At 43.0% G+C, this 21,551-nt stretch carries 21 protein-coding genes; 12 read left to right on the forward strand and 9 right to left on the reverse strand.

Annotation, left to right across the window (positions count from 1 at the left end):
- Positions 1-1,880, reverse strand: a 1,880-nt coding sequence (parC, locus tag CAN34_RS03900; RefSeq protein WP_089554530.1) for a DNA topoisomerase IV subunit A, incomplete at its 3' end; no start/stop codon positions are given.
- A 713-nt stretch (positions 1,881-2,593) separates the two neighbouring features.
- Here parC and CAN34_RS03905 point away from each other — a divergent pair.
- From CAN34_RS03905 to CAN34_RS03925, 5 genes are all read left to right on the forward strand, one after another.
- Positions 2,594-4,324, forward strand: coding sequence for an AMP-binding protein (locus tag CAN34_RS03905; RefSeq protein WP_079692659.1), 1,731 nt, complete (start codon positions 2,594-2,596; stop codon positions 4,322-4,324).
- 534 nt (positions 4,325-4,858) lie between these two features.
- The gene (locus tag CAN34_RS03910) at positions 4,859-6,583 is read left to right on the forward strand and encodes an AMP-binding protein (protein ID WP_217320610.1); all 1,725 of its coding nucleotides are present in this window, start codon (positions 4,859-4,861) and stop codon (positions 6,581-6,583) included.
- Positions 6,584-6,813: 230 nt separating this feature from the next.
- Positions 6,814-7,530 (forward strand): ribonuclease PH, encoded by a 717-nt coding sequence (gene rph, locus CAN34_RS03915; RefSeq protein WP_079692657.1) that lies wholly within the window; start codon positions 6,814-6,816, stop codon positions 7,528-7,530.
- 74 nt (positions 7,531-7,604) lie between these two features.
- The gene (locus tag CAN34_RS03920; RefSeq protein ID WP_089554532.1) at positions 7,605-8,096 is read left to right on the forward strand and encodes a hypothetical protein; all 492 of its coding nucleotides are present in this window, start codon (positions 7,605-7,607) and stop codon (positions 8,094-8,096) included.
- A 238-nt stretch (positions 8,097-8,334) separates the two neighbouring features.
- Positions 8,335-9,096 carry a hypothetical protein gene (locus tag CAN34_RS03925; protein ID WP_089554533.1) on the forward strand — a complete coding sequence of 254 codons (762 nt, stop codon included), beginning with the start codon at positions 8,335-8,337 and terminating at the stop codon, positions 9,094-9,096.
- Between the two features lie 266 nt (positions 9,097-9,362).
- Here the strand turns inward: CAN34_RS03925 and hemJ are convergent, their stop codons facing one another.
- From hemJ to serB, 7 genes are all read right to left on the reverse strand, one after another.
- A complete protein-coding gene (gene hemJ, locus CAN34_RS03930; protein WP_089554534.1) occupies positions 9,363-9,797 on the reverse strand; it encodes a protoporphyrinogen oxidase HemJ in 435 nt (144 codons plus the stop codon).
- Between the two features lie 76 nt (positions 9,798-9,873).
- Complete coding sequence (bioB, locus tag CAN34_RS03935) at positions 9,874-11,061, reverse strand: biotin synthase BioB (protein ID WP_089554535.1); 1,188 nt, start codon at positions 11,059-11,061, stop codon at positions 9,874-9,876.
- A 224-nt stretch (positions 11,062-11,285) separates the two neighbouring features.
- Positions 11,286-11,792: an SCP2 sterol-binding domain-containing protein gene (locus CAN34_RS03940; protein ID WP_089554536.1), complete on the reverse strand. Its 507-nt coding sequence runs from the start codon at positions 11,790-11,792 to the stop codon at positions 11,286-11,288.
- 178 nt (positions 11,793-11,970) lie between these two features.
- A complete protein-coding gene (gene aciT / locus CAN34_RS14445; protein WP_227516795.1) occupies positions 11,971-12,351 on the reverse strand; it encodes an AciT family ciprofloxacin tolerance protein in 381 nt (126 codons plus the stop codon).
- On the reverse strand, positions 12,329-12,379 hold the full coding sequence (locus tag CAN34_RS14655) for a hypothetical protein (RefSeq protein WP_368039466.1): 51 nt from the start codon (positions 12,377-12,379) through the stop codon (positions 12,329-12,331). Before CAN34_RS14655 ends, aciT begins: the two co-directional genes overlap by 23 nt.
- A gap of 194 nt (positions 12,380-12,573) precedes the next feature.
- Positions 12,574-13,614, reverse strand: a complete 1,041-nt coding sequence (locus CAN34_RS03950) for a DUF368 domain-containing protein (RefSeq protein WP_089554537.1) — start codon at positions 13,612-13,614, stop codon at positions 12,574-12,576.
- 153 nt (positions 13,615-13,767) lie between these two features.
- Positions 13,768-14,955, reverse strand: a complete 1,188-nt coding sequence (gene serB, locus CAN34_RS03955) for a phosphoserine phosphatase SerB (RefSeq protein WP_089554538.1) — start codon at positions 14,953-14,955, stop codon at positions 13,768-13,770.
- A gap of 436 nt (positions 14,956-15,391) precedes the next feature.
- On the opposite strand from serB, the gene CAN34_RS03960 reads away from it, so the two are divergent.
- From CAN34_RS03960 to CAN34_RS14605, 6 genes are all read left to right on the forward strand, one after another.
- Positions 15,392-16,918, forward strand: a complete 1,527-nt coding sequence (locus CAN34_RS03960; RefSeq protein ID WP_089554539.1) for a hypothetical protein — start codon at positions 15,392-15,394, stop codon at positions 16,916-16,918.
- A gap of 194 nt (positions 16,919-17,112) precedes the next feature.
- Positions 17,113-17,349 carry a PA3496 family putative envelope integrity protein gene (locus CAN34_RS03965; RefSeq protein ID WP_079692647.1) on the forward strand — a complete coding sequence of 79 codons (237 nt, stop codon included), beginning with the start codon at positions 17,113-17,115 and terminating at the stop codon, positions 17,347-17,349.
- A gap of 313 nt (positions 17,350-17,662) precedes the next feature.
- On the forward strand, positions 17,663-18,220 hold the full coding sequence (locus tag CAN34_RS03970; RefSeq protein WP_089554540.1) for a UPF0149 family protein: 558 nt from the start codon (positions 17,663-17,665) through the stop codon (positions 18,218-18,220).
- Positions 18,221-18,274: 54 nt separating this feature from the next.
- The gene (locus CAN34_RS03975; protein WP_089554541.1) at positions 18,275-18,745 is read left to right on the forward strand and encodes a YbjQ family protein; all 471 of its coding nucleotides are present in this window, start codon (positions 18,275-18,277) and stop codon (positions 18,743-18,745) included.
- 98 nt (positions 18,746-18,843) lie between these two features.
- A complete protein-coding gene (locus CAN34_RS03980) occupies positions 18,844-19,314 on the forward strand; it encodes a YbjQ family protein (RefSeq protein ID WP_079692645.1) in 471 nt (156 codons plus the stop codon).
- A gap of 177 nt (positions 19,315-19,491) precedes the next feature.
- Positions 19,492-19,620 carry a hypothetical protein gene (locus CAN34_RS14605; protein ID WP_302476511.1) on the forward strand — a complete coding sequence of 43 codons (129 nt, stop codon included), beginning with the start codon at positions 19,492-19,494 and terminating at the stop codon, positions 19,618-19,620.
- A gap of 48 nt (positions 19,621-19,668) precedes the next feature.
- On the opposite strand, the gene CAN34_RS03990 is transcribed toward CAN34_RS14605, so the two are convergent.
- On the reverse strand, positions 19,669-20,787 hold the full coding sequence (locus CAN34_RS03990; RefSeq protein ID WP_089554543.1) for a formate/nitrite transporter family protein: 1,119 nt from the start codon (positions 20,785-20,787) through the stop codon (positions 19,669-19,671).
- 157 nt (positions 20,788-20,944) lie between these two features.
- On the opposite strand from CAN34_RS03990, the gene CAN34_RS03995 reads away from it, so the two are divergent.
- Positions 20,945-21,523: a hypothetical protein gene (locus tag CAN34_RS03995; protein WP_123891898.1), complete on the forward strand. Its 579-nt coding sequence runs from the start codon at positions 20,945-20,947 to the stop codon at positions 21,521-21,523.
- Positions 21,524-21,551 lie beyond the last annotated feature (28 nt).

Genomic DNA, 21,551 nt, shown 5'->3' on the forward strand with positions numbered 1-21,551 from the left:
AAATTGCCAAGCGTATTGATAAAACCATAGCCTTGCGAGCTGGCTAAAATAATACGCTGGTCATTGTCACCGGTTAGCAATTGCTCAAAAGTTGCCCCTGCTGGCGGTTTTAAAACACTGGTGAGCGGATCGCCCTGACCACGAGCAGATGCTAGGTTATGCGCATCGATACTATAACTGCGCCCTGTGCTATCGAGCACGTAGATTCTTTCATTCGATTTACCGCGGACGTGTGCTTGATAAGCATCGCCCGAGCGATAGCTCATACCAGCAGCATCAACCTCGTGGCCTTTAGCAGCACGAATCCAACCGGCTTTCGATAGCACAGCGGTAATCGGCTCGCTTGGTACGAGGTCAGATTCTTTTAATGCTTGCGCTTCTTCGCGTTCTGCCAGTGGTGACACACGCTCGTTGCCGTGCTCTTTCATATCGGCGGTGAGCTCATCGATCATCAGAGTGGTCAAACTGTCTGGGTTGTCCAAATACTCTTGAATAATAGCGCGTTCAGCAGCCAGCTCGTCTTGCTCGCGGCGCAGCTCAAACTCTTCCAGTTTTGCTAACTGACGCAGACGAATATCCAAGATGGCATTGGCTTGAATATCGGTTAAGTCATAGCTTTGCATTAACGATAATTTTGGATCGTCTTCTTCGCGAATAATGCGAATCACTTCATCAATATTTAGATAAGCAATCAGTAGACCTGCGAGAATATGTAAGCGCTTATCGATTTTATCGAGGCGATACTGCAAACGGCGCGTGACCACTGAACGGCGGCAAACGAGCCATTCTTCTAGGATTTCTTTAAGATTTTTAACCTGCGGTTTACCGTTTAAGCCAATCATATTCATATTGACGCGGTAATTGCTTTCTAGATCAGTACTGGCAAACAGATGGCTCATCACGCGATCGACATCGACCCGCGTTGAGCGCAGCTCTAAGACGATACGGCAAGCATTTTCGTGGTCTGATTCATCATGAATGTCAGTAATCCACGGCAGCTTTTTATCGGTCATTAACTTGGCAATTTGCTCTTGGATTTTATTACCTGAGACTTGATAAGGGAGGGCATCGATGATGACGAGATTTTTCTCTTTAGGGTCAATATGAAAGGTCGCGCGCATTTTATAGCTGCCACGTCCACTTTCATACATGGCTTGCAAGTCTTTTTTGCTAGTGATGATTTCGGCAGGCGTCGGCAAATCAGGTGCTGGTATCGACTGGGTAAGCTGCTTAACCGATAGCTCAGGATTTTTTAGCAAGCGAATAGCAGCCCGAACCACTTCAATGAGATTATGCGGCGGAATATCCGTTGCCATGCCGACGGCGATACCGGTCGTACCGTTTAATAAAATATTGGGCAGGCGGGCGGGCAGGGTGGTCGGCTCTTGCATGGTGCCATCGAAGTTATCTTGCCAATCGACTGTGCCTTGACCGAGTTCCGCGAGCAACGTATTAGCATAAGCGGACATCTTAGCTTCAGTATAACGCATGGCGGCAAATGATTTTGGATCATCTGGGCTACCCCAGTTACCTTGACCGGTAATCAGCGGATAGCGATAACTAAACGGCTGTGCCATGAGTACCATCGCTTCATAACAGGCACTATCGCCATGCGGATGATATTTACCCAGCACATCACCGACCGTCCGCGCAGACTTTTTGGCTTTCGCTGTTGATTTTAGCCCCAGCTCGCTCATCGCATAGATGATACGGCGCTGGACAGGCTTTAGACCATCGGCAATATTTGGCAGCGCCCGATCCATAATGACGTACATCGCATAGTTGAGATAAGCTTGCTCAGTGAATTCCGCCACAGAGCGTGTATCCATCGGTTCGCTTGGAATTATTGGGGCAATCGCATTATCAATAACATCGGACATAAAATAGGATTCACTTATAAGTTTTTAATAGGTATAAACAATCGGTTCAATCAGGTAAATAAGATAGTGCTATCGTAAAGGATATTGGCATAATTAAAAAGGTGTAAGTCAGTATAGACGACAGTGCATGACGTGCTGAGCATGCCGTTCCTATTTAGCATAACGTTTTGGTTGATAGCTTTTACAAAATAAGGTAAGTATAGTTAATCTAACTGTTTTTTATCATTTTACTTGTTTTTATTATCCTACTTATAGTATTGGCTTTTTAATCACCGCGACCTTAACAAGGTTAATAATGATACAGTCGATTTAAGCAAGCTGGGTAAAGGCTAAGCGTTTATCGTTTTATTGCATACTGCTTTCAAAGCTCAATAGAATTTATATCACAATAGACGATAAATGTTTATCAATAATAGGTGGCTTATTTAGCTGTAATGAGGCTTAACTCACTGATATAAATAAAAATATGCATCGTCAAGCTACTTTGCGAACTCAAGTAGCATTTTTTTATATTGAGTAGTTTGTACAAAGTGTGTATGTTAAACAACAAAGGGCCATTTACCGCTAAATTGTTGACTCATGGCCGTACCTTTATACCGCTAGCCTCGCTCGCCATCACAATGGTTAGCTTGTGCGCCGGGTCTTCGTACGTTTATCACATTGTGATCATTATGGGTTTACAGTAGCGCACTATTATTAGGAGCAGTAAGATTATGGAAAATCAAGGTAACCAAATTCGTCGTAATGACAAAGTATGGGTTAAAACTTACGAAAAGCTTGGTATCCAGTACGATATCGATATGCCAGCTGCCAATACCTCGTTAATCGATATATTTGAGCAGAATTTTACTAAGCACGCTGGTAAAACAGCTTTTGTCTGTATGGATGTCAAGCTCTCCTACGAAGATTTAGATCGCTATAGCAAACAAATCGCTGCCTACTTGCAGTCACTGGGACTGAAAAAAGGCGATAAAGTCGGCGTTATGATGCCAAATATTTTGCAGCTACCGGTTGCAGTATTGGGTGTGCTGCGTGCTGGCATGACCTTGGTCAACGTCAATCCACTTTATACCTCAAAAGAGCTTGAGCACCAGCTAACAGATTCTGATACCAAAGCATTGTTCATTTTAGAGAACTTTGCCAAAACTTATGAAGATATTGGTAAAAACTTGGTTGACCATGTCGTTGTGACGTCGATGGGCGACTTGATGAGTCCGTTAAAAGGCTTTATTGTCAACATGGTCGTGCGCCATGTGAAAAAGTTGGTACCTGATTATAATCTTAAAAATAGCACCAACTTTAAAACGGCACTTAATCGCTTTTCGGCCAAAAAATATAAGCGTCCAGATAACATCTGCCTTGATGATATTGCGGTTTTGCAGTATACCGGTGGAACCACAGGCGTCGCCAAAGGCGCGATGCTCACGCATGGCAACTTAGTGGCTAACCTGATTCAGTGTGATACGTATCTTGGTGATGCTTTTGATAAGTTTGAAGGTATGGCTGAGCAGCCTGTCATTATGACTGCCTTGCCGCTATACCATATCTTCTCATTTACGGTTTGCGGCATGTTCGGCTTATATCGCGGCTGTATCGGTCTATTGGTGCCAAACCCACGTGACGGTGCCAGCTTAATCAAAGCTTATAAAGATTACCCACCGGCGTTTTTCCCAGCAGTCAATACCCTATTCAATGCGTTGGCAAATAGTGAGGTATTTAAAGCCTTAGATCATAGCAAGCTTGAGATGTCTATGGGCGGCGGCATGGCGGTTTTAAAAGATACGGCTGACAAATGGCAAAAAATTACCGGTAATGTGATCGTACAAGGTTATGGTTTGTCAGAGACTTCACCTGTGGCGTCAGCAAACCCGGAAGGTACGGGCGAATTCTCAGGTAATATTGGCCTACCAATGCCTGCGACTGAGATGGCTATCTTGGATGAAGAAGGTAATGAAGTTCCACTTGGCGAGCGCGGCGAAATTTGTGTTCGTGGTCCACAAGTGATGAAAGGCTACTGGAAGCGTGATGATGCCACTGCCGAAGTCATGACCTCTGATGGTTATTTCCGTACTGGTGATATCGGCGTGATGGATGAAGAAGGTTACTTTAAAATCGTTGATCGCAAAAAGAATATGATTTTGGTATCAGGCTTCAACGTTTATCCAAACGAAGTAGAAGATGTGATGTCAGCTCATCCAAAGATTTTAGAATGCGGCGTCATCGGTATCGATGATGAAAAGAGCGGCGAAGTACCGAAGATTTATGTGGTACGTAGTGATGACAGTCTAACGGTTGAAGATGTCCTCGCTTACGGCAAAGAGCATCTAACCGGTTATAAGCGTCCGCGTTATGTTGAGTTTATCGATGAGCTGCCAAAATCGAACGTTGGTAAGATTTTACATAAAGATCTACGTGTGCTTGAAGAAAAGAATCATGGTAAATAGTTTACCATCAAGTTTAGAGTAGCTTTTAGCCATCTTTATCGCTGATAGGAATGGCTATAAAAGATGATAAGGTCGCTTGTATAAGCCCTTATCATTTTTTTTATTTTTCTATTATGATTTGGTAGTATCCATAGAGAATTGTCCGCAAAACTGCTATAGTTCGTGCCAATATATTTTGATATTTGACGATAAAAGTGCGTGGTTTTCAGACTTTTTGAGCCCAAAGCCTTCACAAAGTTATCGCCATAAAGCGATTGAGTAAGGTTATTTTTATCGGTCTTTATAATAGATAATAAATTTAGCATCAAGGTAATAACTTTTGATTTAAAAAATTTGTGAATGATAAAACCTATTCGCTTATGAGCGAAGAGGCTTCTTATTCACAAGTTTTTGATTTTATAAATGAGTGACTAACGACCACGGTGATTTAATTAGATATATTCTATATTTTAACGGTAATATTTAGGGAAGATTATGACGGACAGTATCAATAAAGAAACCACAGACCATAAAGCTGCTCACAACGCTCAATCAATGGCTGGAACTAACGTATTTCCTACCATGCCGACGATAGCGAGTGACAGACCGTGGCTGAGTGCTTATGAGCGCTATGGCATCGATGCGACCATCGATATGCCAGATGACAGTACATCTTTACTTGAGGTGTTCGAGCGTAACACCAGCCGTTATGGTCAAAAAACTGCCTATATTTGTATGGGTGCGTCCATCACGTTTAAGCAATTAGACTTATACAGTCGTCAAATTGCCAGCTATTTGCAGTCGTTAGGCTTGGTCAAAGGTGACAAAGTTGCGGTGATGATGCCCAATATTTTGCAGTATCCAATCGTCATGCTGGGTATTATACGTGCCGGTATGGTTTTGGTTAACGTCAATCCTTTATATACCAGCCGTGAATTGTCGCATCAACTGCATGATAGTGGCGCCAAAGCTTTATTTATCGTTGAAAACTTTGCCAAGACCTACCAAGACGCTGAAGATAAAGGTCAAGTTAAGCATGTCATCGTTTGTAAGCTTGGTGACATGTTGGGGCTAGTCAAAGGCACTGTGGTTAATCTTGTAGCACGCCATGTCAAAAAAATGATACCCGCGTATCGTTTGCCAGAGAGTATAAGCTTTAAGCAGGCATTAAATGCCGTATCAGCCAGTAAATATAAACGTCCTGATTTGAACCTAAGCGATGTGGCGTTATTGCAATATACGGGTGGTACCACAGGTGTTGCCAAAGGCGCGATGCTTTCGCACGGTAACTTAGTCGCCAATATGCTACAGATTAGCGCGTTGATGAGTAGTGCTTTTGAGGATGATGTGGATTCGGATGATGTTATTTTGACCGCACTACCGCTATACCATGTGTTCTCATTTATGGTTTGTGGCATGTATGGCATGTATGAAGGTTGTGCTGGTTTGTTGATTCCAAATCCGCGTGACCTTGATGGTTTGATTAAAGAGATGGCTAAATATAAACCGGCCTTTATCCCAGCGGTCAATACCTTGTTTAACGGTCTAGTACATAAAGAAGGCTTTGCAGATTTAGATTTTTCTAGCCTAAAAGCCTCTATCGGTGGCGGCATGTCCGTATTACCAAGCGTGGCAAAAGAGTGGCATAAAATTACCGGTCTACCAATTGTTGAAGGCTATGGCTTGTCTGAAACCTCACCAGTGGTTGCCTTTAACCCGATGACCATTGCTGAATTTACTGGTAAGATTGGTATTCCTGCGTCTAGCACTGATATCATCTTGATCGATGATGATGAAAATGTGGTCGCACTAGGTGACCGTGGTGAAATCTGTGTCAAAGGTCCACAAGTCATGATTGGCTATCAAAATCGCCCAGAAGAAACGGCTGAGACCTTTACTGCCAGTGGTTATTTGAAAACCGGCGACATCGGTATCATGGACGAAAAAGGCTTTATTAAAATCGTTGACCGCAAAAAAGACATGATTTTGGTTTCTGGTTTTAACGTCTATCCAAATGAAATCGAAGAAGTCATGAGCGAGCATCCAGCGGTAGTAGAGTGCGGCGCGATTGGTATTCCAAATGATGACCGTGGTGAAGATCCAAAGCTGTTTGTGGTTAAAAAAGGTGAAGTCACTGAGCAAGAACTGCTTGATTTTGGCAAAAAGAACTTGACCGGTTATAAGCGTCCGCGCCATATTCAATTTGTTGATGAATTACCAAAATCAAACGTGGGTAAAATCCTGCGTAAAGAATTGCGTAAGATGGAAGGTTTAGAATAACTTTTACGACTATTCTTATCCAAAACAGCGGTGCGATAGCTTGTGTGAATCTTGCTATTGCACCGTTGCCACGTTAGGATAACCTAATATTTAGCGCTGTTAGGGCATTCAGCTATTATTTATTTTAATATATAAATTTTCTGTAAATACCTACTGGCTAACCAAATAACCATAAATCTAAACCTTTTATTTTATAACACTGCTTTTACAACCTCGTACTAGGGAATTTTATGCGTATTGACAACCGTGAGCTTAACCAACTTCGCTCAATCAGCTTTGAGCGCCATTATACTAAGCATGCCGAAGGGTCAGTATTGGTCAGCTTTGGCGACACCAAAGTACTGTGCACCGCTAGTGTTGAATCTGGCGTACCGCGCTGGCTCAAAGGTAAAGGCAAAGGCTGGATCACTGCCGAATATGGCATGTTGCCACGCGCGACCAATACCCGTAATCAGCGTGAAGCGGCACGTGGTAAGCAGTCAGGTCGTACGCAAGAAATCCAGCGTTTAATCGGTCGTAGCTTACGCGCCATGATTGATTTGAGTAAGCTTGGTGAAAACACCATTTACCTTGATTGTGATGTCTTGCAAGCCGATGGTGGTACTCGTACTGCTAGTGTGACTGGTGCAGCAATTGCGCTCATCGATGCCTTAGAGAGTATTCAAAAGACCAAAAAATTAAAAGCGGATCCGCTGATTGGTTTGGTTGCTGCGGTTTCTGTCGGTATGAAAGATGGCGAAGCCTATCTGGATTTGAACTACGAAGAAGATGCCAGCTGTGATACTGACCTAAATGTGGTGATGACCCAAAAAGGCGAATTCATTGAGCTGCAAGGTACGGCAGAAGAAAAGCCATTCACGCGCGCGCAAGCTGATGATATGCTGATTCTTGCCGAAAAAGGTATCGCTGAGCTTATTGCCATGCAAAAAACCGCACTCGGCTGGTAGTAATGCAGGACAGCTATACCAATTGCTCAACGCTTTTCAATCATCCTCTCACGCTCTTTAACAGGTATTAATCCATGCTTAAGCTGACTGATGACGGCGCTAAAATTACCTTACAAGGACAGCCCCAAGCATTAGATAATGGGTTGTTTTGGTTTGGCGCGGCGTTATTGGTAGGCGCAGTAGCCGTAGCGCTGGCGATGAGTTTGTTGCCGGTACGATGGTCTATTGGTGCGCTAGCATTGCTGATTATCGGTAGCTTCTTTTTTAATCGGCAACGCCAACAGCGCAAAAAAGCCATGACGGGTGTGATTAATAGCGGCATATTATGGGTGCGCGCTGGTGAGCTGGTACATGACAATCAAGGTAAACGTACGTCTATCCAGCTGGCTGACGGTCATAAAATTAGTCTAATTGGTGACCAATTAGAAATCGTTGATGTTGATGCTAAACGTAAGTATCACATTAGCGGTTTTGATAATATCCGAGAAGCCACTGCTGCCAAAGCTATCTTACAAGGTCAAGCCCTGACGAAACGTCATGTCACCATCAAAATGAGCAACGATTAGCGCCTTTATTATTAAAGAAGTTTTTAATCCTAAAAGCTTTTTTAACCTGCCTATCTCGTCTCATTCATTTACCGCTTATCCTTATATTTATACCTTTTATCGCTTCTTTAAGAGTGATAACGCTTGCAGACCCCTGTCCAAATGGTTTATAAGTAAGATTGAAAAATCTCATCATACTTATCGTTGATATGGTTATCGCTATTACAGTTATCGATCCCATCTTGACAAGGAGCTAGTCATGTCGCGTTTGCCCATTTGGTCAATCACAACGTCGTGTAGTGCATTATTGCTTACTCTGGGCGCGGTCGGTCAAGTTCATGCCGATAGCATGAGTAGTCTAATTGCCCAAAAGTCTGCTCAACCCGATTATAGCGCCCGCTATACACCATCGTACCCTGCTGTTCCTGCTGCTAAAATCAGTACGCGCTCCACTATCCAACGTGCTGGTGCTGGTAACTATCGCTCAAATGCTGTGAATACTCAGCCAGCTGCTAATAATGCTTATCGTTATCCTGAGGTACAGGCAAAAATGCCGACGGTACTACCGGCATTTTTATCGGGTAATTATGATAATGTCGATAGCGAGTATCTACCGCTATTGAGCAATGCTGAGACGCAAAGCAGTCTGGCCGCTCGTGAAGTGATTAGCATTGCCCGTAAAATGGCGCTAAACGAGCGTACGATTATTCAAGGCGGCTGCTGGGATTATCTGAATGCCGTGTTTAAACGAGCAGGGGTGACCCGCGACACCATACACAAAGGTACTTACGGTCAAGGTCCTTATGCCAATAGTGGCGAGATTGAAGTCGGCGATTGGCTCTATTATATCAATCATGGCTATAATGGGGTCGAGCATAGTGGCTTGTTTGTAGGTTGGGTTGATGAGCAAGCTAAGCAAGCGCTGATATTAAGCTATGCTGGCGAAAGCCGCCGTGAACCTGCGCGCTATCGTGTTTATGATTTGAGCAACGTCTATCAAATCATGCGTCCGAACGTTTAATGTAGATTATTAATTTGCATGATTTAATACATAGTCGATTCACTATAAAAAGAATACAGTATTGCTGGTATGAATTTTTCGAAGCCTCTGTCTGACTAAGTGCACAGCAAGCGAGAAGAATTTATACCAGTAGAATATTGTGACCATCGTACGTATTTTCTTTTGAACTGACTATAGTTAATTTATTTAGACATAAAAAAGCGTCCGTCACTTTATTAGGTGACGGACGCTTTTTTTATTAAGGATTGCTTCTATTAGAGCCAATGTTAGAAAGGTTTAACGACGACCAAAATAACAATAATCACCAAAGCAAAGACGGGTACTTCATTAAACCAGCGCCAAAAAACATGCGACTTATATTGTGGGCTATCGACGAGCTTTTTACGATAAAAACCGCAGGCGCCATGATAAGCGGACAATAGAACCACTAAGAAAATCTTTACGTGTAGCCAGCCTTGGGTTTTGTAGACATCCCAGCCTAAAAATACCATCCATAAACCAAAAGCCCAAGTTGCTATCATAGATGGCGTCATGATACCGCGATATAGCTTGCGCTCCATGATAATAAAGCGGTCGTGACTGACCTTGTCATCGCTCATGGCATGGTAGACAAATAAGCGCGGCAAGTAGAAAATTGCTGCAAACCAAGTCACCACTGAAATAATATGTGCTGCTTTAATCCAGTTAAAATAATCTGCCATGCTAGAGTCTCTCTGGTTATTTTTAACAATAATAAATGCGGGCAAGCTTAGCGCAGATTATCTCATAATGGTAGCGTTAAGCCAAAACTACTCCGCCCAAATCAGCCGAAATGACTTGTGATTGATGACCGCTCATAGCGTCCACAACGGGCACATGCTTAGGTGCACGAGGGGCTGCAAACTGCTTCGTCAAACCAAGCTCACGCATCAATCTATTATCACCTGATTGACTGGCATTGCCGGTAGTCAGTAGTTTATCACCATAAAAAAATGAGTTAGCACCCGCCATAAATGCCAATGCTTGCTCAGAATCGGACAAGCTTTCACGTCCAGCAGATAGGCGTACATAGCTGCTCGGACAGCAAATACGCGTCACGGCAATGGTACGAATCCATTCAAGGACTGACAGCTGACCTTCTGCAAGCACGCGATCGCCAATCGGTGTTCCTGCAATAGGAACCAATAAGTTAACCGGAATAGATTCAGGTGCTTTGGGCATTTTTAGCAGCTCATGTACCCAGTCGATGCGGTCATCACGGCTTTCACCCATACCGACGATATTACCGCTACAGACATTGATACCTGAATTGCGTACGTTTGCAATAGTATCTAGACGCTCATCATAGCTGCGCGTACTGACCACTTGCTCGTAATAGCTTCTTGAGGTATCCAAGTTATGATTATAATAATCCAGTCCGGCTTCCGCCAATTGCGTTGCTTGTTCGGTATCAAGCATTCCCAAAGTCATGCAAGTTTCAAGCCCTAATGCTTTCACTTCTTTGACCAGCTCAACCACATAAGGCATGTCTTTCGCACTTGGATGCTTCCATGCGGCGCCCATACAAAATCGCGATGAGCCAGTGGCTTTTGCGCGTTTGGCAGCGGCAATTACCTTATCGACGTCTATGCGTTTTTCGGCTTGTAGCTTGGTAGTATCACGGTGATGACCGGACTGTGAGCAGTAGCCGCAATCTTCAGGACAGTTGCCAGTTTTGATAGACAATAAGGTGCTAATTTGCACTTCATTGGCGGTGAAATTCTGACGATGGATAGTCTGTGCTTGTAGTAATAAATCCATTAATGGCAAATCGAATAATTGTGTAATCTGCTCGCGACTGTGTTTTTTTATGATTGTTTCAGTCGCTTTAGTCGCTTTAGTCGATTTAGTGGCATCGGTTGTCAATGTCGCTAGAAAGTCATTGTTAGCGTTTATCTGATTATTAAGTGTGTCGCTAGGTTCTGAGATACTAAGTAATCCTGCCATCATATAAATCCTTTTATAAACATAGTAAGCATTAACGTATAAGGTAAGTGTGAATGTATTTTATTTATTTTAATTTTGAGAAAATAAAATTTTAAGCAGTATAATTTAAAGAAAAAAAGGTTGCGGTATAGTATACCGCAACCTTTTCAGAAAATCAGAACCCTGCTAAATGGTCAATCAGATCCATAATAGCAGCTGCCTGTTTGCTCGATCTATTTACCTAACTATTTTCCCAACTTGTGCTTAGCAACACCGACCCAATGGTTGGCAAACTGCTGTGCTTTATAAGCGTAAGGTTTGGCTTTTTGGATATACGGTTTATATTCTTCTGGAATGGCTGGCACGATATGTTTGGCAAGCTTATTGAACCACATCATTAGGCTATAATCGCCTTCTATGCTTAAGTTGCCTTCTTGCACGGCAGTCATAAAGGCAGGAAGATTACCTTTGGTTAAAAGCTTAACGCCTGTCATCGAGTCTTTGAAGTTAATAGTAAGGTCGGCTGCTTTAGCATGACCACTATGTTGGCTAAATTGACCATTATCGAAGCTAAAATGACGCGCAATATCAGATTCAGTACTGGCAAACTCAATCGTTACTTTACGATCCGCAAATAGCGCTTTGACATCTTCGTTATCGCTATCTGCAAGCATAGACAAACGATAACCAATCACCGTCAACAAAACATCTAATGGATCAGACTTGATATCTAAAACAGGTACAGTAAACATAATCGAACTCCTAAAGAATGAGAAATGAGACGCAAAATAATGGGTACTTTATAACAATTTTTGCGACAAATATATAATTACATTATAAACGATTGCTAGGTGTCAATTCTTTAGTAGTTACGTAGAGAGCCTTAAGTATCTTGTAACATTCGATGACGTTAGCAGGATAGGCACACGCTCAGTGAAAGCGTGGCTGATAATCGTCATCATAGACAGGCGTGTGCTCAATATAGCGTGCCGCTTCCAATTCTCGCTGCTTCTTGATGGACTGACTGACATCCTCATAACGCAGCGCCCGATATAACACCCAAGCGCCTAACGGCAGCCAACTGATACCCATCGCGACCACGTAATTGTGCCATTCTGATAACACAAACCAATGCGTTAATAAGCTATCAATGACTTCAACGGCTAACCAATACAGCATCCCACCGAACAGATACCATAGTAACCAGCGCTGCGACGATAAAGCAAGCGCCACGACTGAGCCTATAAGTAGACCATAACCCAATATCGCACTTGTGCTCCACGGCTCACTACCAAAAGTAGAAAGTATTATTAATAACATTGTTCATCTCGCTCTTCATAAGGTGAATTCCAACAAGGCTATTATGGAAGTTTAAAACACAAAGCTAAAGAGGCTGAGGGCGACTTTGCGACAACAGCTGACGTTTGGTTTTTTAGATTGATTTATAAAAACACACGGTAAATTTTGTAGCGACAGCCATTAAAAAAGCGCCACAATGATGGGCGCTTTTTTAGTAAAAGTAGAACAAATTTCTTAAGGACGAATACTACGGCGACCCCAAAATGCTAACGCTGTCACTAATATGGCACCCAATAGCATCAAACCTAAAGTGGTCAACCAATGCGCGCCAGTAGGATACTGCCATGGCATGACGTTATTGATTGCTTCGCTGTTTAGTGTACCTAGGGCATCGGTTTTCCATGGCCATACTTTGACTAAGGAGCCTGCGATAAAACCAATCAGCAAGGCTAGCGTTGCTTGATAATAACGCGATAGTAACCATTTGAGCATGCGGGTAAACAGCAACAGCCCCGTTGCCATACCAGCAACGACAGTAAAGATAATGGCAAAGTTCAAGGTATGTACGGCTTCAAGTACCGTATTATAAGCGCCCATTAATAGTAAAATAAACGAGCCTGATATACCAGGTAGTATCATCGCGCAAATAGCAATAGCGCCAGCAAAGAACAGATAGGGTAAGCTTGGCGTGGTAGTCATTAAAGGCAGACTACTGATGATGACAGCGCTACCCATCCCAAGCAGAAACAATAGCGCCCGTCCGATATTCCAGCGCTTAATCTCAGTTAATAACAGAAAAACTGTCGCGATAACTAAACCAAAAAAGAAAGACCAAATCATCAAAGGCTCATTGTCCAGTAAATGCTTGATCATACCGGCTAACGTTACAAGACTGGTGGCGATACCGAGCAATAAGCACAATAAAAAAGTGGCATCGACTTGTCGCCATACTGCCAGTAAGCCTTTGATACCGCCTTCTTGCCGAAATATTTGCCAAAGATTTGGACCAATACTACTTAAAGCATTAATTAAGCGCTCGTAAATGCCAGCAATCAGCGCGATCGTACCGCCAGAAACACCCGGTACAATATCAGCTGCGCCCATAGCGATACCCTTGACGTAGACACCCAATAGCTGCTTTGGATTATCATTATAAATAGGCGTGCTGTCTTTAACTAAATGTTTGTTATTTAAGTGCTGTTTATCTAAAGCTTGCTTATCTAAATCATCGGAAGATGACGGCGCATCTGGCCGTGGTGATTGTGATGCCGTCATGGACATTCCTTTCTTGTTTGACAATGTAAAAGTGAGGGTAACGTTTTGCGGCATAATAGCACCAAAAATACCGTATAAAAGAGGGGGCAAACTACAAAAACTTGGCCAATGAAAAATACATTAGCCTAGCTTATTATTAGCAGTCTGTAATGGTTATTTGCTGCGGGCTAATGCCGGATAGCCAAGCGCATAAAGTGTGCCTTCAAGCCCTGTGACATTGACGGCCGCATCTGCACGCGCTTGTACGATAGGTTTGGCGTTAAAAGCCACGCCCAAATCAGCCAGTGCCATCATGGGCAAATCATTGGCGCCATCACCGATGCAGACCACTTGCGACATTGTAATACCCAAGCGCTCAGCAGTATGAGCGACGATAGCCGCTTTCTTAGCACCATTAATAATAGGCAGTTGCACATGACCGGTTACCTCGCCCTCTTCGATATCTAAAGGATTGGCATGCACTTCATCGATACCCAATTGCTCAGCGATATAACGGGCAAAATAGGTAAAACCACCTGATACCAATACCGTATGGTAGCCTAAAGCTTTAAGCGCGCTGATAGTAGTGCGAGCGCCTGTCGATAAAGTTAAGCGTGTGCAAATCTCATCAAGTACGCTGGTTGGAATGCCCTGTAATAGTGCCACACGCTGCGCAAAAGATTCGTCAAAATCCATTTCACCGCGCATCGCCGCCTCAGTGATGATTTCTACTTGCTCGCCAATCCCTGCTGTTTTTGCCAGCTCAACGATGACTTCTTGTTCAATTAACGTAGAGTCCATATCGAAGCAAGCAAGCTTATGGGTACGCAGCATATGACCAACCGATAGGATATGACAGTCGACGACATCCAATTGGTCGCTCGTTATTGAGCTTTGAGCGTTTTTATAGTCTTCAGTCAAGTCGCGACGCAACCGCGTGGTCAATTGATCGTCAATGATATGGGCTGCTGCCGTTTTTTTAGCAGGATGCATCAGCGTATCAGTAACCGGTACCAGCAAATAGCGGAAAACTTGCACATCGATAAACGAGGGTTTGGCAAATGTTTGCGCCGTGTCTGTATCAGCAATCTCAATATCTACAAAACTCGCATCGGCATCTTCTGCCACCGTGACCAGATGCCAATTTGGCTGCTCATCAACCCATGATTGTACATATTGGTGGATATCGAGCGAGGATACATGCGTCGGCAGTACCACAATCAAGGCAAAAATGGGCAAGGATTGCAGCGCATCAAAATCTTGTAAATTAGTACCCTCTGGTAATAGCGAGGCCACAGAATCGACGGCTTGTTGCCATGCTTTGCTGTCTTTTGGTAACGAGTAAGATGTATTTTTTAGCATCGCTCAATTGTCCCTTGTATGCTGGTATAAGATTAGGAATAATAACAGTTTTACTCGGCAGCGCCTATAGATGAGGCGCAAAGTATCACAGCCGGATAGAAACACCCGTCACGTCCAAAAAGGTCGGTAGAATAAAAGAAACGTATTACCATAAATTTATGATACTAGCTAACGCCATAACCCTTACTATGGTGATATAGTAGGCTTAAATGAGCGGGCGAGTGCTTAATAAGTACTTGATAAATGCTTGACCCAAACATACTTGCACAACAAATCTACTGTACGATGGCAGCGTCTCATAAATAGTCTTTATTTAAATAAGGATTCATTTAGACGATGCGGTATTAAATTAAGCAAATATAGCGACATATCCTTCTAAAAAATGAGCCAACGCCTCGTTTTTTAATTCCATTTATCCAAAAAAGTTTAACATATCATGACCTATTTAGCGCCGCGGCAAGGGTTGTTTGCCATTATTCTTCTGGTTAGTTTTTGTTTGCAAACTCTATTGTTGGTCATCAGCACCGATCAACAGCTGAGCAACAGTCGTGCGCAAAAAGGCGAGCAAATGGTCGCTCAGCTCATTGATGAAGCACGGCTATCTTTAGAAAATAAAGACCGTGTCAGTTTGAGTGTCATTGCCAATCGCTATACCAGCGAGCAGGATGTGACCCGTATACTGATCAAAGACAATAATGGCGATATATTGGTGCCCGTCGGCAATGCGCCAATGCAACAAGGCGACACCATCAGCCAAATAGCCACCAAAGGCGATGCGGTTATCGGTAGCGTGGCGTTGACCTTAAAAGATATTAGCAAAGGCGAAATCATTGCCATGCAATGGCCGTTTGTGATTGGAACGATGCTGCTACATTTATTGCTATGGCTCATTTATAGTTACATTGCGCGCCCTACTAGGGAGCAAATCAACGCCATCAGCCGTGATGTCCAAGACTTGCATCGCGAGCAATATAAACAATTCGATCAGCGCGGCTACGATCGCGAATTGGAACGTCGTCAATCAGCGCCTACTGCTGCTGAGAAGGAAACTGGCGAGAGTGATGGTTTGGGGTATGATGTTGATAGCCTTTTAGATAGCCAGCTTAACCCTCAAGCAGATGCCAGTGCGCTACATAACCCTTTATCTAATACTCGAAAATTAGACATTCATAGTGCCGTAAATCAGTATGTAAGAACACAGCAGAATCAAGATACAGCGCTCGATGCTAATGACACTGATACCGCTGCAAGCAACACGACTGAAAGCCATGCGATCAATCATGCAGTAGATAGTAGTCCAAACGGTACGAAAGGCATTAATAGCAGTCATCAACCTAATAATGCCTCTCGATTGTCTGCCACCCGGCCATTTGATAGTATCAGCGTACAAATTGTATTTCATGACGAATTTAATATGCTTGAGCGCTTAGCGCCGTCTCAGCGTCTGCCTTATTTAGCGTTATGTACGCAGCTATTGAATCAAGCGGTGACTGAATTACTCAAACAGCCATTGTTGCTGGGTGTGAGCGCATTGAATGAGCCATACTTTGATGAAAGTGGCGCTTATGTGATGCTTAAGGCAGACAATAGCCACGCAAAAGTGGCCTTAGCGGGTGTTATGTTGGGTAAGCTGTATTTAATGCTCAATAAAATCATTCATGATAAGCACATCGAGTTATCACGATTTGCTCTGCCAGCAAAAGCTGGGGTGAGTGACAATGCTCAAGTCGAGGCCATGAGTCAGCTGCTAGAAAGCGTGGGTAAAAAAGAGCAGATGCTCATCTTGCTCCCCAATGGCGGTCTCAAACAAATTAGTAATCATGTACAAGTACAAAGTGTCATGCGTCCAACGACTGTTTATGAGCGTGAGTGTGCGATATTTGATGGCGGCAATGATGCCATGATTCAGCGTTTAGCAGATGTGCGTAACGCGGTACTGATGATTGAAGAGGCAGCAGAGTAGGTGTAAATAGCTCCTTTAGCTTAACCAAAGCCTCTACAATTGCCTGTGCGATAATCGTTATCTTTATCTTGGTATTTACTCATAAATCAGCCATAGTGATAAAAAGGATTGACAACGCCTAGTAGAGACTTTATAAGGCATATATATAACGATATATTTTTAATACACTTGCCTAAAAACGATAGGAGTTTGTCATGAGTGATGCTGATATTGATGACGATTTTGATGATGATTTTGTCGACGATGACGATGCAAAGATGGTAGAAGAAGCCGAGACGAGTGTGCGTACGCGCTTAAGTAGTCTTGAAAAACGCCGTTTGATCGATAATTTGCTAGAAGAAAAACGTTTGGCTAAAGAGCTAAAAGACGATCTTGACGATATAGATAATTTCGATGAAGACGGTGATGATTGGGACGATGACGATATTTAATTCGTCATTTAAGCGGTAGAGTTTTCGCTTAAATACTCAGTGAAACCACTTCTTAATAAGTGATAATGACCTAATTGGTATTAGCTAACCATCGTTAACTAATGATCCTCAGTCGACTGTGCTAAGCTGGTTGTATTCTATTTTTGACAATGGCCTTTCAACCAGCCCTCTTCAATAAGCTTACTTTATCAAAGTTTATTTGGATTTATTTTCTGAATTCAAATAAATGTCATCCTTATATTTCCTACCATTTTGTATTTAACACATTATTTATTGCGCTTGACGCAAGCTATCCTCCAAGGACAACCACACGATGAATAACCAACTAAGTTTCGATGAATTATTAGATTATTTAGACAATGAAGAAAGTCAGTTTGTGCTCGATAGTGTCGCCACCCATGGTTTTTTGACCGCGACCGTCATTGGACGTCCGCTGCCTAATTGGTTGGAGGCATTGTTTGAAGGTCATGTGAGCGAGATTCCAGCAAGCGTGATTGATGGTATTCAGCGCTGGCGTGAGTCTATTATTGCTGAGCTAAAAAACGAGACGCCTATTGAGCTGCCGTTTGGTGAAGATGCGGGCAATGAAGAAGTGGCGGTCGACTTTTCTGATGATTCAGATATCGTTGCTTGGTCGATTGGGTTCGTCGATGCGATGTATGGCGATGAAGCCAGTGATTGGATGGAAAACGAAGAGACAGCAGAAGATGTGGCAGTCTTGACCTTGCCGATGATTGTGTTGAGCGGTATTGATGACGAAGATCCAGACCTTATCGAGATGCGTAAGGATCAAGATAAAATGGCGCAAATGGCCAATAGTATTGAAGGCAATCTGACTGAGCTGTTTTTATTGTTTCATACCAACGACTAGGGCGAACTATAGACGTTGTTTTTAATCCGGATAACTCAAAGATAAGGCAGTATTATGACCGTGCAACTCTCCAACCTTGAGTACTTGCCTAACTACCAAATAACAGAGCGCTTAGATGTGGTTTATGGCAGTACCGTGCGCTCAAAGCACGTCGGTAAAGACTTGTTTGCTGGTCTAAAAAACATCGTTGGCGGCGAGTTGACCGCCTATACCGAACTGTTAGAAGAATCGCGTCAAGAGGCGATAGATCGCATGGTGGTAAAGGCGGAAGCCTTGGGCGCTGATGCGGTCGTTGGCTTGCGGTTTTCGACATCTAGCATTGCGCAAGGAGCTTCCGAGTTATTTGTTTACGGTACCGCTGTCAAAGTTGTACGCGTGCAACAACAGTCTGCGTCGCCTCAGCCTCCGAGCGACCATTACGGTCATACGCATTATCAACAGCCAGCACAAGCGCCTGCTCAATCACCCACTACGACGCCAGCAGCTACGGATGAATTACCACGTTTCAACCCTTTTGGTGAATGAGCCACTGCTTAAAGCACTGATGTAAAACGCTAGATTAAAGCACTGATTTAAAGTACTGGTTTAAAGCAACGATGGTTTTTGATGACAAGAGATGTCCCATGAATAACTCTCTCAGCCAAATGCTGATGAACTATGCACCGCTTATCGTCCTGTTTGTGGTGGGTTGGTTTTTTGGTGCGCGTCATGAACGTCAGCATCTCGCACAGTTAGTACTTGCAGAAAAATCCCTAAGTTATATTATTGTATCCACTGAGCGTTTTTATCAGCCAGCGCTTGCTGATAATACACAAGGCGATCTGGTGCTCGGCAGCGTTGTTATCGCGCAAGATTATTTTAAAATGGTGATTGCTCGTATTTTAAGTATCTTTGGTAAAAATCTAACCACCTATGAGACTTTACTGGATCGCGCTCGCCGCGAGGCAGTAGTACGTATGCGCACCCAAGCGCAGGCTAAAGGCTATAATCATATCTACGGCTTGCGTCTTGAGGTTAGTAATATTAATCAATTAGGTAGCATGGTCGAAGCGATTGCTTACGGTACGGCAGTTATGAGCAGCGAGCACGCCTAGAGCATTGTTATTTTATGGCAATTAGGCAATTTTTATTTAGGTTTATTTATACTTAACATCCTGCATTAATTTACATTTCACACCAATGCTCGCCTTATAAAAGACAATACTATGTTGCTCTTAAAAATAATTTTTGCACTCATGTTAATGTATGCTTTTTTTAGGATAGTAACGTGGTTGAATGATGCTAATAATCATGAGAGTATATCGATTTGGCTGTCGGAGCATCTTGACAGTAGCGATAAAGGTGACAGCGGTTCTGATGGCAGTGGCTCTAGTGGTAGTGACGGTGGCGGCGGTGATTAGAAAGTGATTACCAGCGAGTTGAAAAATCTGTAATGCGCCATTAAGAGCTTAACGCCGACGCGCATTTATCCGCGCTACTTTATCTTGCTCCTCATCTTTAGCTTGCTGTTTTATCTTTTCGATATCAAATAAGAACGTTCGGTTTTTAAGTACGGCGACAAACACGACGCCGCCTATCGTATTGCCGACCAGTACGACCACTAAAAACCATAAATAGCTCATTAAGCTGACGGTATTGCCGTACATTAAGGCAGAAAACACCTCTATATTGCCAACGATACTATGATGCAAACCTAAAAAGCCAATACTACCGGTAATAAGAGTTACCAAGACAATGCGGCTAAGGGTATCGCGCGCCGAAGTCACAAGCCACGCTGCTACACCCATCATCCAACCAGCCAATATTGAGCTACCAAATATCACCCACCACTCAAAGCCTAAGACATGCTGCGCATAGGCATCAATATTAGCGACGGTAAATAGCTGCATGTTAATACCTAAACCAATCATTAATGCCGCAAACAGACAGCCACCGACGATATTACCAGCAATGACAATTCCCCAAAGCCGTAGCAGCTTCCATAGTGGCTCTATTTTGTTGAGTACGGGCAAGCTTAACAGGGAGGTCTGCTCAGTAAATAATAACGACTGACCGATAACGACGATGATAAAACCTAACGGATATAATAGCGACGCCAGTACCATCGCATAATCACTAGGTAGTACCTCGCTCAGTAGCGCAAAAGCGGCTAGAATAACAAATAAGCTGATGCCAATCTCAAGCCCTGCAGTAAAAGCACTGGTAAATAGCGAGCCAAGCGAGCGGTTAAAGGTTTCTTTGGCATCGATGACTTGCTCAACTAAAATACTGGCATAGCTTTTAGGCGCGCTAAGATTGTCATCGCCAGCGACTTCTTTAATAGAGGCTTTATCCTCTTCGCTAATATCTTCAGAGAAGTCGTGATCGTCTAAATTCTCAGTAGTATCAGTGCCAGTAGTATCAATATCACTGCTATCAATGTCACTGCTATCAATGTCACTGCTATCAAGGTCACCGTCTTGTTTATTGCCAGCTTTATAGTCATGATTAGCGGCACCATCAACTATACGCTTATCGTCTACATTGTCAGCCTGAGAGTTGTTCTTATGCTCGGTATCTTGGGACACGGTCAGCTCGCTGTTTATCAGATAGTGATTTTAGTATCTTGTCTATTCTATAGTAGGACTATAACCTATTATGTTTAGTATTCAGCTAATTGCTGTTGTTAATTCTTTATCCTGATTCTTAGTCAAATCTATTGTTTTAATGTAGTGGTGAGAGGTTATGCGAACATTATCTAAATATAGCCCTTGGCAAAGCGAGATGGCAGTGACGGCTAGTCTTCTGAAGCTTGATTTGTTATCAGATAAGAAAATTGTCGAGTACACTCATTACTTACTCGATAATGAATACTACGACGATGAGATGTTATCGATAATTGATGATGACCCTATATATCCAAGAGGCAATAAAGAATCGTTTCAAAGAGCACTTTCTAGTTTAGGTTTTCCAGACATCGATACAGAGCAATCTAAGTGGATTTATACTTACAGGCTCATGAACAACTATGCGACAGCACCAAACAATCACTATGTTTTTGCTAATGAGGCAGTAGGATTTTATTATAAATTTGATGAGTTTTTCAACAATGATAGTCATTTAAAGGAGATAAGTAAGCTCAAGGATTTGCTTTATTGTATAGAGGATGCTGGCGACAATTTCTATATGGGATACATCACGCATGGCTATAATGATCTTGTAACGTTATATCGTATGCAATGTCAGTTTTTTCAGCTTTGCCAACAGTGGATACAAGATAACCGATCACAAATAGAGTCTATATTCAAAGCGCTATACGCCTAAATGAACTTAGAATCTAACAAAATGCTCT

The sequence above is a fragment of the Psychrobacter sp. DAB_AL32B genome (genome assembly GCF_002224105.1).
Classification (GTDB): domain Bacteria; phylum Pseudomonadota; class Gammaproteobacteria; order Pseudomonadales; family Moraxellaceae; genus Psychrobacter.

Bases quoted from the DNA above. Each gene is read 5' to 3' on its own strand.
- bioB (WP_089554535.1), bottom strand. From the start codon at position 11,061: ATGGCAGGATTACTTAGTATCTCAGAACCTAGCGACACACTTAATAAT.
- CAN34_RS03960 (WP_089554539.1), top strand. From the start codon at position 15,392: ATGACCTATTTAGCGCCGCGGCAAGGGTTGTTTGCCATTATTCTTCTG.
- CAN34_RS03965 (WP_079692647.1), top strand. From the start codon at position 17,113: ATGAGTGATGCTGATATTGATGACGATTTTGATGATGATTTTGTCGAC.
- CAN34_RS03980 (WP_079692645.1), top strand. From the start codon at position 18,844: ATGAATAACTCTCTCAGCCAAATGCTGATGAACTATGCACCGCTTATC.
- hemJ (WP_089554534.1), bottom strand. From the start codon at position 9,797: ATGGCAGATTATTTTAACTGGATTAAAGCAGCACATATTATTTCAGTG.
- CAN34_RS03940 (WP_089554536.1), bottom strand. From the start codon at position 11,792: ATGTTTACTGTACCTGTTTTAGATATCAAGTCTGATCCATTAGATGTT.
- CAN34_RS03910 (WP_217320610.1), top strand. From the start codon at position 4,859: ATGGCTGGAACTAACGTATTTCCTACCATGCCGACGATAGCGAGTGAC.
- CAN34_RS03925 (WP_089554533.1), top strand. From the start codon at position 8,335: ATGTCGCGTTTGCCCATTTGGTCAATCACAACGTCGTGTAGTGCATTA.
- CAN34_RS03905 (WP_079692659.1), top strand. From the start codon at position 2,594: ATGGAAAATCAAGGTAACCAAATTCGTCGTAATGACAAAGTATGGGTT.
- CAN34_RS03995 (WP_123891898.1), top strand. From the start codon at position 20,945: ATGCGAACATTATCTAAATATAGCCCTTGGCAAAGCGAGATGGCAGTG.
- rph (WP_079692657.1), top strand. From the start codon at position 6,814: ATGCGTATTGACAACCGTGAGCTTAACCAACTTCGCTCAATCAGCTTT.
- CAN34_RS03970 (WP_089554540.1), top strand. From the start codon at position 17,663: ATGAATAACCAACTAAGTTTCGATGAATTATTAGATTATTTAGACAAT.
- CAN34_RS03950 (WP_089554537.1), bottom strand. From the start codon at position 13,614: ATGACGGCATCACAATCACCACGGCCAGATGCGCCGTCATCTTCCGAT.
- CAN34_RS03920 (WP_089554532.1), top strand. From the start codon at position 7,605: ATGCTTAAGCTGACTGATGACGGCGCTAAAATTACCTTACAAGGACAG.
- serB (WP_089554538.1), bottom strand. From the start codon at position 14,955: ATGCTAAAAAATACATCTTACTCGTTACCAAAAGACAGCAAAGCATGG.
- CAN34_RS03975 (WP_089554541.1), top strand. From the start codon at position 18,275: ATGACCGTGCAACTCTCCAACCTTGAGTACTTGCCTAACTACCAAATA.